12 protein-coding genes and 1 tRNA gene are annotated in these 18249 nt (G+C 62.2%); 9 read left to right on the top strand and 4 right to left on the bottom strand.

Features of this window, described 5'->3' with window-relative positions; all coding sequences use genetic code 11:
• Window positions 1-56: 56 nt before the first annotated feature.
• Both LB569_RS26400 and LB569_RS26405 read left to right on the top strand, forming a co-directional pair.
• Window positions 57-410: a hypothetical protein gene (locus LB569_RS26400; RefSeq protein WP_140710420.1), complete on the top strand. Its 354-nt coding sequence runs from the start codon at window positions 57-59 to the stop codon at window positions 408-410.
• 143 nt (window positions 411-553) lie between these two features.
• Window positions 554-943 carry a DUF427 domain-containing protein gene (locus LB569_RS26405; protein WP_224694687.1) on the top strand — a complete coding sequence of 130 codons (390 nt, stop codon included), beginning with the start codon at window positions 554-556 and terminating at the stop codon, window positions 941-943.
• 24 nt (window positions 944-967) lie between these two features.
• On the opposite strand, the gene LB569_RS26410 is transcribed toward LB569_RS26405, so the two are convergent.
• From LB569_RS26410 to ppdK, 3 genes are all read right to left on the bottom strand, one after another.
• Entirely contained in the window at window positions 968-1723 is a 756-nt protein-coding gene (locus tag LB569_RS26410) for a polysaccharide deacetylase family protein (protein ID WP_224694688.1), read from the bottom strand.
• Between the two features lie 159 nt (window positions 1724-1882).
• Window positions 1883-2986 (bottom strand): glycosyltransferase family 9 protein, encoded by a 1104-nt coding sequence (locus tag LB569_RS26415; protein ID WP_224694689.1) that lies wholly within the window; start codon window positions 2984-2986, stop codon window positions 1883-1885.
• A 222-nt stretch (window positions 2987-3208) separates the two neighbouring features.
• Window positions 3209-5887, bottom strand: coding sequence for a pyruvate, phosphate dikinase (gene ppdK, locus LB569_RS26420; protein WP_224694690.1), 2679 nt, complete (start codon window positions 5885-5887; stop codon window positions 3209-3211).
• A gap of 225 nt (window positions 5888-6112) precedes the next feature.
• Here ppdK and LB569_RS26425 point away from each other — a divergent pair, with 225 nt between their 5' ends.
• From LB569_RS26425 to LB569_RS26450, 6 genes are all read left to right on the top strand, one after another.
• Window positions 6113-6457 carry a VOC family protein gene (locus LB569_RS26425; RefSeq protein WP_140710410.1) on the top strand — a complete coding sequence of 115 codons (345 nt, stop codon included), beginning with the start codon at window positions 6113-6115 and terminating at the stop codon, window positions 6455-6457.
• Window positions 6458-6574: 117 nt separating this feature from the next.
• A tRNA-Gln gene (locus tag LB569_RS26430) sits at window positions 6575-6649 on the top strand.
• A 539-nt stretch (window positions 6650-7188) separates the two neighbouring features.
• Window positions 7189-8637 carry a TolC family protein gene (locus LB569_RS26435; RefSeq protein ID WP_140710408.1) on the top strand — a complete coding sequence of 483 codons (1449 nt, stop codon included), beginning with the start codon at window positions 7189-7191 and terminating at the stop codon, window positions 8635-8637.
• A gap of 39 nt (window positions 8638-8676) precedes the next feature.
• Window positions 8677-10809 carry a type I secretion system permease/ATPase gene (locus LB569_RS26440; RefSeq protein WP_224694691.1) on the top strand — a complete coding sequence of 711 codons (2133 nt, stop codon included), beginning with the start codon at window positions 8677-8679 and terminating at the stop codon, window positions 10807-10809.
• 49 nt (window positions 10810-10858) lie between these two features.
• Window positions 10859-12148 (top strand): HlyD family type I secretion periplasmic adaptor subunit, encoded by a 1290-nt coding sequence (locus tag LB569_RS26445; RefSeq protein ID WP_140710404.1) that lies wholly within the window; start codon window positions 10859-10861, stop codon window positions 12146-12148.
• Window positions 12138-12773 carry a ribbon-helix-helix domain-containing protein gene (locus tag LB569_RS26450; protein ID WP_140710402.1) on the top strand — a complete coding sequence of 212 codons (636 nt, stop codon included), beginning with the start codon at window positions 12138-12140 and terminating at the stop codon, window positions 12771-12773. The genes LB569_RS26445 and LB569_RS26450 overlap by 11 nt, the downstream gene beginning before the upstream one ends.
• A gap of 33 nt (window positions 12774-12806) precedes the next feature.
• Here the strand turns inward: LB569_RS26450 and LB569_RS26455 are convergent, their stop codons facing one another.
• Window positions 12807-13760 (bottom strand): transglutaminase-like cysteine peptidase, encoded by a 954-nt coding sequence (locus LB569_RS26455; protein WP_224694692.1) that lies wholly within the window; start codon window positions 13758-13760, stop codon window positions 12807-12809.
• Between the two features lie 323 nt (window positions 13761-14083).
• On the opposite strand from LB569_RS26455, the gene LB569_RS26460 reads away from it, so the two are divergent.
• Window positions 14084-18249, top strand: a 4166-nt coding sequence (locus LB569_RS26460; RefSeq protein WP_224694693.1) for a beta strand repeat-containing protein, incomplete at its 3' end; no start/stop codon positions are given.

Here is an 18249-nt window from a genome sequence, read left to right on the forward strand (position 1 = left end):
GCGTTAAGTTTCGTTAACGGGCAAAGGGGTGCGATTGGCGACTGAAAGAGGTTCGCATGGACGCGCTCGACGATAAGGTTCTCGAGAGTACGCTTGCCGAAAGCCTGGCCGATCTGGTGCCGGACGAGAAGACCGTTTCCGAAGACGAGTTCGTCGAAGTTGTCGGCGGCGCGCTCGAAGCGGTCGGCGGTACCTTGCTGTTCAAGATGTGCGTCCAGAACGAAGGGGAAGGCCAGCACGTCGCGGCGGCATCCGTCGGCGATGGCGGCAATCGACAGTTTCTGCTGCTCACCTTGCCGACCGGCGGCGGGGCACTGAAAGTCGAGACCGTTTCGAGAAGCAACAACCCGGTGGCTGGCATCGCGGCCGCCTATGCCGGGCTGATGGACGCCTTCAAAACCGCCGCCTGAATTTCCGCGGCGCCGCCAAGCCAATGCCGCGCCATCCGGGCGCACGGTTTTTGTTTTGCTTGTGACTGCCGGCCTTGCGCAACCCGACCGTCCACCACACTTAAGGTTGGGCATATTTAAGGTCGGGGCAAGAAGGAACCAGCATGGACAAGATCGCCAACCCCGCACCGGGTTTCCAGCGCAATCCCGACAAGATCATCACGATAGAACCCTATTCCGGTACCGTCACGGTCCGCGCCGGCGATACCGTCATCGCTTCGTCCGCGAAGGCGAAGGTGCTGACGGAGGCCCCCTACCCCGCCGCCTTCTACATACCGTTCGACGACATCGATTTCGACAAGCTCAGCCGGACAGACCACGCGACCCACTGCCCCTACAAGGGTGACGCCAGCTATTGGAGCGTGCTGCCGGCGGGCGAAGCGGGCAAGGACGCGATGTGGGCCTATCGCCAGCCTTTCGATGAGATGACCGACATCCGAGACCACGGCGCATTCTACGCCAGCAAGGTCAGCATCGAAGCCAAGCCGGACTGAGCCAGACCGGTCCAGCATCGCCGGTCAGTCGGTGGTGCCGTGATTGCCCGTCCCGTCGGCGTCGTCGAGCCGCACGAAGGTCATGCCCTTGTCCTTGAGCGCCAGCAGGCCCTGCACCACGCCTTCGCCGGCGGCATGGGTCGGCTGGTTGACGTGAGAGATGATGACGTCGCCATCCTTGGCAGCGGCGATACGCCTGGCGGTTTCCTTGGCGCCGAGCAGCGAGCCGCCATCGCCATTGATCGAGAAGCCTGCAATCTTGAAGCCGAGCTTGCGGATCATCGCGATGGCCGAGGGACTGTATTCGGCGGTTGCGCCGCGGAACCATTTCGGTGCCGGCTCGCCTGTCTTGGCGAGCGCGGCGGCACCCGATTCGACCTCGGCGAGGACCGCTTCCGGGCTACCGGCGCTGCGTATGCCGTAGATCTTCTGTGGCGTATCGACCGCCGGGATATGGCGACCGCCATGATTTTCCAGTTCGAACAGCTCGGGATGCGCCCGCATGATCGCGACGGCCTCGGCGTTACGCTTCAGCCAGATGCCGGTGACGAAAATGGTGGCCGGTATCTTGTTGTCCACCAGCGCCGAGAGAATCCGCGTGTCGGTTTTGCCGCCACAGGCATCGAGCGTGAGCGCGACGCGGCCGGCTCCGCTTGCAGCCGGCTTGATGTGCAGCGTGGGTTCGACCAGCGGCGCGGCCTGGGCGGAGGATAGCTGGGCGCTAGATATCAGCGCTACCGACACGGCGATCATGCAGAGTTGTTTTGGCAGCAGACGCATCAAACCAATTTCCCGACCGGCGATTTCAAGCCGCTATCCCAAAACCCGTATGAAGGCGGAAATCGGACGATGGATAGCAGAAAAACGTCTGGCGCGGCAATTTGACCTCCCCGCTTGGGTGACGCGCCATCTTGCGACAGTCTCGCCGACCCATCCCGCTCAGACAGCGCGTTCCTTTTTCAGCTCGGTGCGTGCCAGGATCTCGCGCGCCGCGTCGACGACAGGGTTCACTTCCAGGCGCCAGACACAGCATGCCTTGCTGGGGTCGGTCCGGCGACACAGGTCCTTGGCCACGCACTCGCACGGCATTGACGGCCGAAGCGCGATGCTGGGCACGCCGACAGGTCCCCAGCGCGACGGATGCGTCAGGCCAAAAAGGCCGACAACAGGGGTACCCGCGGCAGCGGCCATGTGCATCGGGCCGCTTTCGTTGCCGAGAAACAGCCGAGCCTGCGCCAAGACCGCCAGCAGGCTCTCGAGCGACAGCGCTCCGACGAGGTCGACCACCGGCGTCGCCGTCCCGGCCAGGATTTGGGCGGCGGTTTCGCGTTCGCCTGGCCCTCCCACCAGAACGACGCCCAATCCGGTTTCAGCCGCAATCTGGTCGATCGCCTCGGCAAAGCGTGCTGGCTGCCATTGCCGGCCCTCGAAACTCGCGCCTGCATGGACGGCGACGAATGCTTTCGGACGGATACGGTGCCTGCCCAGAAGCGCCAGGGCTTTCGCGGCCTCGAATGGCGGCGGCTGGATGCTCGGCACCGTCACGCGCAGCTCGATGCCGAGCGCTTCAAGGGGAGAGAGATAACGATAGACAAAATGCTGGCCGCCGAACCCGTATGGTTTGGCGAACAGATTGGCGGGCTGCCTCTCCAGCAGCCTCAGCGGCCTCTCGGGAGGATTGTAGCCGACACGCGTCCTGGCGTTGACGAGCCCGCTGACAATTCGAGAGGTCTTGGAATCGGTCAGATCGATCGTCAGGTCGAAGCGGTGGCGGCGCAGCGCCCGCACCATGGCATAGAGCTCCTTTCCACGCTCCAGCGGGGTGCCACGCATGCGAGTGCGCCTGAACGGAACCACCTCGGAAGCGATACCATGCGCAACCACGAAGCTCTCGAACTGCGCTTCGCAGAGAAACACGATCCTGGCGCCGGGAAATTCGAGCCGCAGGTTCCTGGAGAGTGTCGATGCGAGAACGATATCGCCTATGAACTTCGTTTGAATGATCAGGATCGAGCTGAACGGAGCGGGTGATATCTGTAACATCTGTTTCCGGAGACAATTGGCGGGCCGTCCGCAAACTGGTCGGAAACAATGTCGGGATTACGCGATGGCGCCAGCACGTTCGCGTGAGTTTTCATACAAAAATGTAAGCTTCGTTCCAGGACATCCCGACCGGTTCAGCGTCGTTGGATCGCCGAACCGATCCAACGATTTGTCTTGCCCAATCGCTGACGAAAAAGCGCTGCGCGGTTTTCCTGGAATTGCCTATCCGCGCCCCGTCTTCGCCACCTGGACCGCGGCCTGCGCCGCCGCCAGCCTGGCAATCGGCACGCGGTAGGGCGAGCAGGAGACGTAGTCGAGCCCGACCTCCTCGCAGAAGCGAATCGACGAGGGATCGCCGCCATGCTCGCCGCAGATGCCAAGCTTGATGTCGGGCCGGGTCTCCCTGCCCTTTTGCGCGGCCATGCGCACGAGTTCGCCGACGCCCTCAATGTCGAGCGAGACGAATGGATCCTGCTCGATGATGCCCTTCTGGCGATAGGTCTCCAGGAACGAGGCCGCATCATCGCGCGAGATGCCGAAGGTGGTCTGGGTAAGATCGTTGGTGCCGAAGGAGAAGAACTCGGCCGACTCGGCGATGACATGGGCGCGGATCGCCGCGCGGGGGAGCTCAATCATGGTTCCAGTCAGGTAATCTATCTTGACGCCGCTCTCGTCCATGACGCTTTTGGCGACGGCATCGATGCGCGCCTTCACATAATCGAGTTCCTTCACCAGACCGACCAGCGGCACCATGATCTCGGGAACCACCAGCGCGCCGGCTTTCTTGCCCGCCTCGACGGCGGCCTCGAAAATGGCACGCGCCTGCATCTCGGCAATCTCGGGATAGGAGACGGCAAGACGGCAGCCGCGATGGCCGAGCATCGGGTTGAATTCGTGCAACGCCTCGGTACGCTGCCTGAGCTTGTCCGGCGACACATTCATGGCGGCCGCGACCTCGGCGATTTCGGCCTCGGTCTTAGGCAGGAATTCGTGCAGCGGCGGATCGAGCAGGCGGATCGTCACCGGAAGCCCGGCCATGATCTCGAACAGTTCCAGGAAATCGGAACGCTGCATGGGCAGAAGCTTGGCCAGCGCCGCGCGACGGTCCTTCTCGGTGTCGGCCAGGATCATTTCGCGCATGGCGACGATGCGGGCGCCGTCGAAGAACATGTGTTCGGTGCGGCAAAGCCCTATGCCTTCGGCGCCGAAGGAGCGCGCCATGCGGGCATCGAGCGGCGTTTCGGCGTTAGTGCGCACCTTCATGCGGCGCACCGCGTCCGCCCACTCCATGATGGCGGCGAAATCGCCCGACAATTCCGGCTGCAACATCGCCACGGCGCCCTTGAGCACCTGGCCATTGCCGCCATCGATGGTGATGATGTCGCCCTTGCGGAAGGTCTGGCCCATCGAAAGCAGCGTGCCGGCCTTGTAGTCGACGCGCAGCGAGCCGGCGCCGGACACACAGGGCTTGCCCATGCCGCGCGCCACCACCGCCGCGTGGCTGGTCATGCCGCCGCGCGTGGTCAGGATGCCTTCGGCCGCATGCATGCCGTGGATATCTTCCGGACTGGTCTCTATGCGCACCAGGATTGCCTTGCGCCCTTGCGTCTTCAGGTCTTCGGCATCGCCCGAGGAAAAGACGATCTCGCCGGTGGCGGCCCCGGGAGACGCCGGCAGGCCGACGCCGATGACGTCGCGCGCGGCTTTCGGGTCGATGGTCGGGTGCAGCAACTGGTCGAGCGAAGCCGGATCGATGCGCGCGACGGCCTCTTCCTTGGTGATCAATTTGTCCCTGGCCATCTCGACGGCGATCCTGAGCGCCGCCTTGGCGGTGCGCTTGCCGGACCTTGTCTGCAGCATCCACAACTTGCCGCGCTCGATGGTGAATTCCAGGTCCTGCATGTCGCGGTAGTGCTTTTCCAAGCTGTCGGAGATTGCGACGAAGGACTGGAAGGCATCCGGCATCAGCTTCTGCAGGGAAGGCTTGTCGGAACCGGCGGCGATGCGGGCGGCCTCGGTGATGTTCTGCGGCGTGCGGATGCCGGCGACCACGTCCTCGCCCTGCGCGTTGACCAGGAACTCGCCATAGAGCTGCTTTTCGCCGGTCGACGGGTTGCGGGTGAAGGCAACGCCAGTGGCCGAAGTCTCGCCCATATTGCCGAACACCATCGCCTGGACATTGACCGCCGTGCCCCAGCTTTCAGGGATGTCGTGCAGGCGCCGGTAGGTGATGGCGCGGTTGTTCATCCAGCTCGAAAACACCGCTCCGATCGCGCCCCAGAGCTGCTCGTGCGGATCTTGCGGAAACGGTTTGCCCAGCTCTTCCTCGACCTTGGCCTTGTAGAGCGCGATGACGCCTTGCCATTCGATGGCCGTCAACTCGGTGTCGAGTTCATGGCCGAGGCTGGCCTTCTGGTCTTCCAGGATTTCCTCGAACACCTCGTGATCGAGGCCCATGACGACATCGGAATACATCTGGATGAAACGGCGGTAGCTGTCATAGGCAAAGCGCGCATCGCCGGAATCGGAGGCCAGCGCCTCGACCGTCTCGTCGTTCAGGCCGAGATTGAGCACGGTGTCCATCATGCCGGGCATCGACGCCCGGGCGCCGGAACGCACCGAAACCAGGAGCAGCTTCGAAGGGTCGCCGAACCGCCGGCCGGTCAGCCGGCCGATATGGTCGAGCGCGATAGCGACGTCGGCTTCCAATCCTGCCGGGTAGGCACGGCCATTGGCATAGTAGGCATTGCAGACCTCGGTGGTGATCGTAAAGCCCGGCGGCACCGGCAGGCCAAGGCTGCACATCTCGGCCAGATTGGCGCCCTTGCCGCCCAGCAGATTCTTGTCGCCGGCACGGCCTTCCGCCGCGCCATCGCCAAAGGTGAAAACCCATTTGGTCATACTTTGCTCTCCGGTTGCAGGAGATTGGAAAGATTGGCGAAACGGAAAGCTCCGCCCATGTCCGACTGTGGAGCGATATGATGCTGCAGTGCGAAAGGCAAGCGCCGGCAAAGCTGCCGGGCCGCTACAATCGATTAAGAAAAAGCCATGCTCCCGGATGCGTCGAAAAGACTTGCCACCTCACCGTTCGACGCTTAGAACATAAAGGGAACAACGAGGTGCCCCATGAAACAGCCCGGAAAACTGGACTATCTGGAAATGCCGGCGACCGGCGGCACGCTGGACCGGCTGAAAGGCTTCTACAGCGCTGCCTTTGGCTGGTCGTTCACCGACTATGGACCGACCTATTCGGCCTTCAGCGAGGGCCTGGACGGAGGTTTTCAAGCCGAGGCCGCGGAAGCGCCGGCCAAACCCCTGCCCGTGCTCTACAGCGGAAATCTCGAGGAAACTCTCGGAGCCGTGGAAAGCGCGGGCGGCGTGGTCGTCAAGCCGATCTTCGCGTTTCCAGGCGGCAGGCGCTTCCACTTCGTCGATCCGGCCGGCAATGAGTTGGCGGTCTGGAGCGAATAGTCGTTCCGGCATGATCCAGCAGCGCAGAGTTGGCTGACAGTTTGGCCTCACTCATAAGGATTGTGCTTTTCGGCTGCTCTGCTAATAACGCGCCGCACGAGCGACTCTGACGGCTATTGGGGCGTCGCCAAGTGGTAAGGCATCGGTTTTTGGTACCGACATTCCCAGGTTCGAATCCTGGCGCCCCAGCCAAGCACAAATTTCGCTCTAGTCCGAAGCACGCGCCGAACCGGCCCTACCGCGCCAAGCGTGAGCGTGTTCTCTGACGGTGCCAGGGATGCGACCGGTCAACCGGAAGATCCAGGCCACCAAACGAACTATAGCGTAGGCCTGAACAAGTAGCGTGACCAGAACGTTCTGGCCCCGCGGTGGACCGCGCCAGCCCTCCGGAGCCCTGAGGTCTGTCAGGGGCAACTCCCATTGCATTCATGGGAGCAACCTCGTTCGCGGCCATGCTTGTTCTTTGGCGCACTATCGGGACGAACATGCCGTTTTCCCTCCGCATATACTTGCGCGTTTCTCAGGGTTTTCTTGCCAGCACTTGACCCGACCTGGCGCCACTCAAAGGAGTGCTATTTTTGCCACATTTTTTGGCCTTCTGCCTAGAATCTGTGATTTAGTCACAGCTTAATAATGAAACGCTTACGTTAACTTGTAAGATGGAGGACAAGGCCAGGCGGCAAGCCCGGCCGGGGCGCTCTTAAAGAGCGCGGGGAAACGCGGGTGGGAAAATGAAGACGACAGGTCTGTCGACCAAGGTCATGGGCGTTGGTCTCTTGATGACGGCTACCATGCTGAGTGGCTGGAGCGCGCATGCACTGACGCTCAAGGAGGCCATGGCGGTTGCGGTGGAATCCAACCCGGAAATCGGCCAAGCCATCGAAAACCGCGAGGCCATCGAGTTCGAACTGCGGCAGGCAAAAGGACTTTATCTGCCAAGTGTCGATGTCGAGGCATCAGCCGGTGTTCGCCGCCTCGACAACCCGTCACGACGGGCGCTTTCCATCCAGGATGATTCTCTTTACCCGGCCGAGGCCGATCTCGTGGTCACCCAGAAACTCTGGGACAGTGGCGCACGTCGCGCCGAGATGAGCCGCCAGGCCTCGCGCGTCGACGGCGCATCGTTCCGCGTCCTCGAGCGGTCCGAGTTCATCGGGCTTTCGGTTGTCCAGGACTACCTCGAATACATGCTGCAGACATCGATCGTGGCGGAGGCAAAAAAGAACCTCGGGTTCCATCAAGCCATCCTGAGCGACATCCGGGCCGGTATCGAAGGCGGCGGTTTGAACGAAGCCGATCGCCAACAGGCCGAGGAGCGCCTCTTTGCCGCCAAGGCGCGCATGCAGGAAGCTTCCGAAGAGCTGGAAGCGTCGAAGATACGGTTCTTCAAGACCGTGGGAAAGCCGCTGACCAACGCATCGCGTCCGGGTTCGGTGGCCAGCGCACTGCCGAGATCGCTTGACGAAGCGATTGGCCTGGCACGCGCGAACAATCCTCGCGTGCACATGGCCAACAGCGATCTGAACGCCTCCGCCGCCCAAGTGGACGCCGCCCGCGCCAAATATGGCCCCGAAATCATCGCCGAGGGTCGCGCCAGGGGCGGATCCGACATCGACGGCGACGACGGCGATACGTCCGACCTGCAGGCGCGGCTGGTGTTGCGCTGGAACCTATATCGAGGCGGCATCGACAAGGCCAATGAGCAGGAGCAGATCCGCCGCAACAGCGAGCAGCGGCTTGCGATGCATCAGGTTCTGCGTGAGATCGAGGAGGCCGTGCGCACCTCGTGGGACCGTCGTTTCCGGCAGGCCGACCTGGCAAAGACGCTGAAGCTGCAGGCGGCCGCGAATGAAAAACTAGTGGCGTCCTATCGCGAGCAGTTCAAAGTCGGGCAGCGATCCCTGCTCGACGTCCTTGATGCGCAGAACACGCGCTTCAACACGGCGACCCTGGCCGACACCGCGTCCTACGCATCGCTCTTTGCGGAATACCGCCTGCTGGCTGCGACGGGACAATTGCTGAGGACCATGGACCTTCAGCCCGCCAAGCAGGCCGTGGCCTATGCCGAGGGCGAGTTCGCGGTTCCGCCGACGCCTGATACCGAAACCTATGCGCGGACCCCGTCGGAACAGAAGAACGACCTGCCCTTCGACATCCTTGCCCCGGTCAGGAAAAAGTGAGCCGGTGTAACGGGTGTTGAAGGTCCTGGCAGGCGGGTCGTGAATCAGCAGCCAAATATCCTGTCGCCGAAGGAGGCGTTCAAGGCCTGTTTTTCAGCGGTTGCCGCCTATCTCGGCAGGCCGAGCGCGGAGACCGTGCTGTTTGCCGGCGTGCCGATCTCGGACACGCGCATCGACGTCACCGAGATCAGGCATCTTGCCGAACGCATCGGTCTGGAGACGCGCGAATTCAGCCATCGCGACTTCCTGCGCGGGCGTGTCGATCTGCCGGCAATTCTCTTCCGTGTCAGTCAGTTGCCGATCGCCCTGCTGGCGGAAACCGACGGCGAAGGGTATCTCACGGCCCCGCAGGAAGACGGACGCACGACTGTCGGTAAATCCGAACTGGCCGCGAGTTACATCAGCGGCGGCGTGTCCTTCTCGATCACCTATGCCAACGCCACCGAGGGCATGAGGGTCGGATCGGCGCAGCAGATCGAGCGGCGTCATTGGCTGACGGGAACGATGGGCGCTTTCTGGCGCACCTATTCGAAGGTCGTGCTGTCGGCGATTTTCATCAATCTTTTGGCCATCGCCTCACCGATCTTCACCATGAACGTCTATGATCGCATATTGCCGAACAAGGCGATATCGACGCTCTGGGTGTTGGCGCTGGGAATCGGCGCCGTCATTCTTTTCGACCTGCTTCTGAAGACGGCCCGGGCCTCGCTCATCGACTATGCCGGGCGCAAGGCGGACCTGCGCATATCGTACCTGCTGTTCGAGAAGGTGCTGAATTCCTCCCTATCCGCGCGCCCGGGCTCGACCGGCGAATATGCCAACCGCGTCACGCAATATGAGTTCGTCAGGGAGTTTTTCACCTCCAACACCATCAGCGTCTTCATCGATACGGCTTTCGTCTTCATCTTCCTGCTCGTCATCTACGCGATCGGCGGCTGGTTGGTGATCATACCGGCCTTGGCATTCGTGGCGTCTGTAATCGTCGGCCTGGTCACGCAGCGCCGCATCGGCAAACGCGTGGCCGCATCGATGAACGAAGCATCCCAGCGCCAGGCGTTGCTGGTCGAGTCCATCTCCACGCTGGAAACAATCAAGTCGCTACGCGCAGAAGCCTATTTGCTGAGGAAATGGAGCGAGCATTCGAAGAACGCGGCCAACACCTCCGAGAAGATCAAGCAGCTCTCGGCGGCGGCCGGCAACATCACCCAGGCCATCCAGCAGCTTGTGACGGTCGCCCTGGTCGTGGCTGGAGCCTACGCCTTTTCGGAAGGCCATGTTTCGACGGGAGCCATTATCGGCACGGTGATGCTGGCGAGCCGGGCCGTGGCTCCGCTCGGTCAGATCGCGATCACCTTGTCGAGATTTCGCCAGGCCATGCTCTCGCTGAGGATGGTGAACTCCATCATGAGCCAACCGGAAGACCGGCCGGACACGGTGGGCTTTGTCAATCGTCCTATCCGCAATGGCGCGATGACGTTCAAGAATGTCGGCTTCGTCTATCCCGGATCGGAAAACGAGGTCCTGTCCGGCCTGAATTTTTCGGTGAAGCCGGGGGAGCGGATCGGCATCATTGGCCGCATCGGGTCAGGCAAGACGACGATGGGACGCCTGATCGGCAGGCTTTTCCTGCCAAGTTCCGGAGAGCTGCTGCTGGATGGCATCGACATTCGCCAGTATCACCCGTCGGAGGTGCGCGCCGCTGTCGGCATCGTGGCGCAAGCCGGCGACCTGTTTTCGGGCACCGTGAAGGAGAACCTGCTCATGGCGTCCCCGGAGGCGACCGACGAGCAGATCATCGAAGCCGCGAAGGCCGCCGGCGTGGATGAATTCGTCTCCCGCCATCCACGCGGCTACGACATGAATGTCGGCGAGCGCGGGACCAATCTTTCCGGCGGGCAGAGACAGACGGTGGCGATCGCCCGGCTGCTTTTGACCAAGCCGAAGATCGTCTTTCTGGATGAACCGTCCGGCTCGATGGACCTGGCTTCGGAAAGGCAGCTGATCAGGCAACTCAAGACAGCTTTTGATCGCAACACGACGCTGATCGTCTCGACGCATCGCTTCAGCATGCTCGAATTGGCCGATCGCCTTATTGTTGTCGAACAAGGAAGAATAGTTGCTGACGGGCCAAAAGAACAAGTCATTCAGGCACTGCAGAAAACGAATTCCTGAATGAAGAAATTATACCGGCCGAGGCCGGTATAATGATGGGGCGTGGGAAATGCTTGCCAGGGAAGACCGACCGCCGTTCTTTGCGACGGCGTCGATATTTATCATAGCGGCGCTCTTCGTCGCCTTTGTCGCTTGGGCATCGTTCGCCGAAGTCGACGAGATCGCGCGCGGCGACGGCAAGGTCATACCAGCCTCCAAGACCCAGGTCATTCAGGCCAGCGAACCGGGCGTCGTTCAGGAAATCGCGGTGAAGGTGGGACAGGTCGTCCGGAAGAACGACCTCATCATTCGTCTCGACAACACATTGAACACCTCCAGCCTGGGCGAACAGCAGGCCAAGGCTCGGGCGCTGCAAGCACGTATCGCCAGGCTCAAATACGAACAGAGCGGTAACATCACGGGATCATTTCCGTGTCCGGAAAACATTCAGTCCGTGGCGCCGGAAATCTGCGACAACGAGCAGAATCTCCTCGTTGCCCGGCGCGAAAACTTCGACAACAAGCTGTCGGTGCTCAAGTCGCGCCTCGACCAGCGCGAAAAGGAACTCGACGAGGCGAACGCCAATTTCGACCGCCTGACAAAAAACCTGGCCGTGAGCGACCAGCAGGCGAAACTCGTCGATTCGATGGTCAAGAAAGGTCTGATGGCAAGGACCGAGCAGCTCAAGGTCGAGCAGGAGCAAACCGAACTCAACGGCCAATTGAACCTGGCCGGCGAGACGATAAAGAAGGCCAAGTCGGCGATCACCGAGGCGCAGCTGCAGGTCGAGGAACTCGGGCTGCAGCTGAAGCAGGAAGCGCTCGACGACCTGACGCAAGCCTTGGCCGATCTTTCGGTCGTGGACGAAACCATTCGCGGCGCGACTGACAAGGTCGCGCGGACCGATATCCGCTCTCCAGTCGACGGTATCGTCAACACGATGGAATTGAACACCGTCGGCGCCTTCGTCCAGCCAGGTTCGGTCGTTGCCGGCATCGTGCCCACTTCCGAGACGCTGCTGGTCGAAGCGCGTGTTTCGCCCCGCGACGTCGCCTTCATTCGCCCCGACCAGGATGCCTTGATAAAAGTCACGGCCTACGATTTCTCGATCTTTGGCGGCATCGAAGGCAAGGTTTCCAACATAACCGCGGACAGCCTGGTCGATCAGAAGACGGGCGAGCCCTATTATCAGGTGCGTGTCGCAACCGAGAAATCGACACTGGAGCGGGACGGAAAGGCATATTCGATCATCCCCGGCATGATCTGTTCGGTGGATATCAAGACCGGGCGCAAGACGATCCTGAGTTACCTGCTGAAGCCGATCAACAAGGCACGCCAGGAGGCAATGAGTGAGCGGTAGCGCCATCTCTCCCTCGACCCCGAGCCTGCTTCTGCCACTCCCGACAGAAGATTTCGAGCTCGAGTTCCGCGTCGTGGCGCGCGGCGGCGTAAGGCGCGGCATCCGCCTGGAACGGGCTTTCTGGCTTTCGCTGAAGCAGATGGCGGAGAGCCGGAAATGCACGATCGGCATGCTGGTCGACGAAATCGCTGACAGTCACGCTGAGAAAGGAAATCTGACCTCGGCAATCCGGGTGGCCTGCATACGCGAGTTGGGGCACGCGAACCTGAACTTGCGCAGGCTTGCGTCGATCAGGACGGTAAACGCCATTCTGCTTGCCTGTCCGTCGCCGGCTTTCGCCTTGGCCTCGAGCAAGAAGATCGTGACGTTCAATGCTCCGTTCCAGCAACTTGTCAAACGGCAGTTGCCGACGGCGTTCGCCGAAGACGCGCGGCAGGACCTGAAGCTGGCGCTGGATCTCAACGTGGCGGATATATTCGCCCGCCTCGAGACCAATGGCGATGTTGCCGTTGCGAGCGGATTTGTGATTGGCGCCGGCGAGCGCCGTTATCGGGGCCAATTGAACGCCGTGCGGGCGCCGGTCCTGGAGCTGGAATTGCTGATGGCTTTTGTCTTCAACAGCTAGCCATTCAGCAGGGACAACGCCGCCCGCCCCGCTTTACTTGACGTCCATCTGCACACCTTCGCCGGGCGCCACGCTTTCGAAACCACCCTTGACGTCGGCCACCCGCGCGCCCCCCGTTCTGGACCCGTGGATCCATGCCCGGTCGGTGCTGAACGAATAGAGCGGCTGATAGTCCGGAAGCGCGCTGTCCTTGAGCACCGTATTGTTGAGACTGTCGAGAATGTAAGCGCCGCTTGCGGTGCTCACCGAAAGCACGGCGTGGAAGAACCCGCGCTTGCGGTCCTGGAGCACGACGAGCGACATGCTGCGTGCAGGGATGCCTGCCCTCAGCAACGCCGTCATCTTGAGGATGGCGAAGTCCTCGCAGTCGCCAGCGCGATGGGCGAGGATCTCCGACGGCTTCGCCCAGTAGTCGAGCTTGCCGTAAACGACACTGTCTTTCCTGTAGGCGATCAGGCGGTTGATGCCGCTGTTGATGAACGACAGTTTTTCGACGAACCCCTTGGCTTGGGCAGCCGCGACCATGGCGGCGAAGGGCTGGCTCTCGTGGTCGCAGGGACTGCCCGCCGTGCAACTGGCTATGGCCTGATAGACCGGCGCCCAGCGCGCTGAAACGGGAAAATTGCGCATGGACAGCGCAACCGACCCGAACACGCCCGGGATGATCGCCGCTGTCTGGATGGGGTCGATACCCTGGCTTTCCGCAGCCGTCGAGGCGCTGGATCCGTCTTGTGCGGAAACGGGACCGTAGCCGTTCGAGACGAGGCTGGCTTGGTAGGAGACGGCCGGCTGCCATGGCTGGTACCTGCGCAGCGAAATACCGCCGAGACTGGGCGGTGCCTCGACGGTGCCAAGCAATGCTGTTTCGGACAGGACATCCCTGATGATGGGCCCGGCAAGGGCTGGCTGCGCCAAGCCGGCGATTCCCACCGCCAGCAGAAGCAGCTTGAGCTTGTTCTTTTCCCGAGCATTCTTTTGTTTTTTCATGACGCCCACCTTTGACCGTGGACGCTACCAATCTTGTCTCAAATTACTGGAAAGGAAGGTGGATAACTTTCCTGCAAAGCAACTTTGCTACTTTGCGTAAAATTTTACATAGTTTTATACTTATATTTACCAAGTTTTCCGGGCCGCCCGCGGCAAAATCTCGTGCATTCCGGATATCATATAACCAATTATATATTCACAGTTTACCAAGCGTAAAAAAAGCCATCGCAGGCATATCCAAATATATAGAATGGGTTGACGGACCGTTGCAAAGTCAAGGCGTCGCCTGTCTCTTTCCGGGAAATGCCGGAGGGGTTTAAGCTATGGCGACCAGTATTGAATTGGACAACGTTTCGAACTCGTGGGACGAACATTCCGTTTCCAACGATCATCACGACCTGACAGCGCCGATCCAGATGGTGGCGCAAGCCGCGCTGGCGGAGCAGGCGACGGCGCCAGCTCAAGCCGCGCCGGCCGCGGCCGAACCCGTACCGGTCGATGTCGGCGGCGGCGCGCCAGCGGTTGCCCCGCCGGCGGCAAATGCCCCGCACGAATATGTCGCGGACGCCAGCAACGTCGTCAGGCTCCCCGCCAACGTCTCGATCGACAATATCAAAGTCGACGGTCACAACCTCGTGCTCGAACAGGCGGACGGCTCGGTCATCGTCATCAAGGACGGCGCCCTGAACGTGCCGACCTTCATCATCGGCGAAGTCGAAGTGCCCCGCGTGGCGCTGATCGCGGCGCTGGAAGCGAGCCATGTCGATGTCGCCTTTGGCGCGGACGGTTCGATGTCGGCGGGCCCAGGAGGGTCGACCTCCAGCGCCGGCGGAAATTTCGAGCAGCCCTCCGGCGGGATCGGCGACGGCTTCGGCCTGTCGGCATTGCTGCCGCCCACCGATCTGCATTTTGGACAATTGGAGCGGCGCGAGCTGTTCCCTTCCCTGGTCGACAGGGGCGTCTCCGTGGTGGCCATGTCGCTGACCGACCCTGGCCAGGCGGCCAGTGAAACCGGCCTCGATGGCGGCCCGCAACAATCGCCGGGCAGCGAGGCAGCGAGCAACTCCGAAACCTCCGGCGTCGGGGCGATCACCATCGACGCACCCGACGGCATCGGCTCGATCGTCATCAACGGCACTACCGTGACCGGCGTCGGCCAGCAGATCTCAGGACAGTTCGGCTACATCACGATCCTGTCGTACGATCCTGGCACCGGTGCCATCCAGTATGACTACACCGTCACTCAGTCGGTCACGCATCCCGTCAGCACGACCGGATACGACGCCAACGATACGGTTCCGGATAATTTCAGCATCACCGTCACGGATGTCGACGGCGATACGGCGAGCACGACCTTCACCATTGCCATCATCGACGACGTGCCGACGGCGGTTGCCGACACGGACAGCATCGCGGCCGGCCAGTTCGGCCCCGCGACGGGCAATGTGCTGATTGGCGGCACGGATGCGGGCGACGCCAACACGACGGACGGCGTTGCCGACACCCAGGGCGCCGACGGCGCGACGGTGGTGGGCGTTGCCAAGGGGACGACGAATGTCGATCTGAACAATACGACCACACTCAACAGCCCGATCCAGGGCGAATATGGCAAGCTGACGCTACACAGCGACGGCAGCTATACCTATGTGCGCGATGCCGGCACACCCGGAGGCGTCAACGACGTCTTCACCTACACGATCAAGGATGGCGACGGCGACACCTCGCACACCACGCTGACGATCTCGATCGGCAACTCGACACCTGAGGTCTCCAACCTGACGCCGGAAGCCAATGGCGGCGACGTCATCGTCAACGAAGCGGCATTGAATGTCGGCACGCCGGGTGGCCCGGGGTCCGATCCGGCAAGCACGGCCGAGACCGGCGCCGGCGCCTTCACCATCTCCTCGCCCGACGGCATCCACGATCTGTCGATCGATGGCCACGCTTTCATCACCGACGGTGTGTTCACCGCCAACTCGTTCACGACGGCGCTGGGCAACACGCTGACGGTGACGGCCTACAATGCCGGCACCGGCGAGGTGAGCTACACCTACACGCTCAACGACAACGAGACACATACCCCTGTCCAGGGCACCAACAGCCTGTTCGAGAACTTCACCGTCACGCTGACCGACCAGGATCTGCAGAGCACCAACGGCACGCTCACCGTCAACATCGTCGACGACGTGCCGACGGCCCATGACGAAGCCTCGCAAGCGGTTGTGGAAGGTGCCCCGGCGGTGACGGGGACACTGGACTTCGTCGCAGGCGCCGACGGCGCGACAGTGACGCATGTCAACGGCACGCCGCTGACCTTCGATCCCGGCACCGGCTATTCGCAGTCGATCGACATCGGCGCGGGCACCATCCAGGTGAAGGCGGACGGGTCCTACTCGTTCACGGCCGATGCCTCGGTCGACAACAGCGGCGGTCCCGTGGCGGTCAACGCGACCTACACGGTGACGGACGGCGACCACGACACTTCGACGGCCAACATCGCCTTCACGGTCACGGATGGTGCGGGCCCGACCGCGGGCGCTCCAATCACACTGGCGCTCGACGACCAGAACCTGAGTGACGGCTCGACGCCGCTCGGTCCGGACTCTGCCTCTAACTCGATCACCTTCACGCCGGGCTCGGACGCGATCACCTCGATCGTCTTCAGCACCGACCTGGGCGGGTTGAACACGGCAAACCTGACCTGGACCCGGGTGTCGGACACCCAGGTCGTGGGCAAGGACGGCGCCGTGACCGTGGTGACGCTGGATCTATCGGTCGCCAGCAATGTGGCGACGGTGACGGCGACGCTGAACAACAATTACGACGCGCATCCCGGCATCAATCTCGACGACCTGGTCGATCTGGGCCATGTCGGCGTGGTCGCCACCGATACCGACGGCACCCAGGCGACCGGCACGGTCAACCTGACAGTGTCCGACGACGTGCCGACGGCCCATGACGAAGCCTCGCAAGCGGTTGTGGAAGGTGCCCCGGCGGTGACGGGGACACTGGACTTCGTCGCAGGCGCCGACGGCGCGACAGTGACGCATGTCAACGGCACGCCGCTGACCTTCGATCCCGGCACCGGCTATTCGCAGTCGATCGACATCGGCGCGGGCACCATCCAGGTGAAGGCGGACGGATCCTATTCGTTCACGGCCGATGCCTCGGTCGACAACAGCGGCGGTCCCGTGGCGGTCAACGCGACCTACACGGTGACGGACGGCGACCACGACACTTCGATGGCCAACATCGCCTTCACGGTCACGGATGGCGCGGGTCCGACCGCGGGCGCTCCAATCACGCTGGCGCTCGACGACCAGAACCTGAGTGACGGCTCGACGCCGCTCGGTCCGGACTCTGCCTCTAACTCGATCACCTTCACGCCGGGCTCGGACGCGATCACCTCGATCGTCTTCGGCACCGACCTGGGCGGGCTAAACACGGCAAACCTGACCTGGACCCGGGTGTCGGACACCCAGGTCGTCGGCAAGGACGGCGCCGTGACCGTGGTGACGCTCGATCTATCGGTCGCCAGCAATGTGGCGACGGTGACGGCGACGCTGAACAACAATTACGACGCACATCCCGGCATCAATCTCGACGACCTGGTCGATCTGGGCCATGTCGGCGTGGTCGCCACCGATACCGACGGCACCCAGGCGACCGGCACGGTCAACGTGACGGTGTCCGACGACGTGCCGACGGCCCATGACGATACCGACGTGGCTCAGTCAGGCCAGACGGTTGTGGGCAATGTCGAGACCAACGACACAGCCGGCGCCGACGGCATCGCTTCCATCGCCTGGACGAATGTTGCGGGCAGCACGGTGACGGGCACCTATGGCGTGCTTACGGTCGATGCCAATGGCGGCTACAGCTATCACGCCAACCCGAACGCGTCGGGCATCGACGTCTTCAACTACACTATTACGGACGGCGACGGCGACACGTCACCCTCGACGCTGACAATCACCCTGTCGAGCGGCACGCCGCAGCCGGTTGCGGCAACACTGACGGTCGACGAGGCCGCGCTGGACACCAGCACGACAGGCGACGACATCGACCATGGCACGGTGACGGGTTCGAACCCGTTGAGCACGGCCGAGACTGTTAAGGGGACGCTGACGCTCGGCGATCCGGACAGCCCGCATGTAACCAACATCGCCGGGGCCACGTCATCGGCGGTCGGCGGCAGCCCGGTGACCGTGCAAGGCATCTATGGTGTGCTGCAGATCGACCAGGACGGCCACTATACCTACACGCTGACGACGCCCTTCACGACGTCGCCTGCCATCAACAACGGCGCTGCGACGGAGCCCGGCAGGGACGTGTTCACCTATACGGTGACCGACAGCTTCGGCAACAGCTCGACCTCGACCATCTCTGTTAACATCATTGACGATGTGCCCTCGGTGACGGCGAGTGCGACCCAGCCTCCGCTGACGGTCGACGAGAGCAATCTCGGGCAGAATGCGACGGCGAGCTT

This window comes from Mesorhizobium sp. BH1-1-4, from assembly GCF_020165665.1.
Taxonomy (GTDB): Bacteria; Pseudomonadota; Alphaproteobacteria; order Rhizobiales; family Rhizobiaceae; genus Mesorhizobium.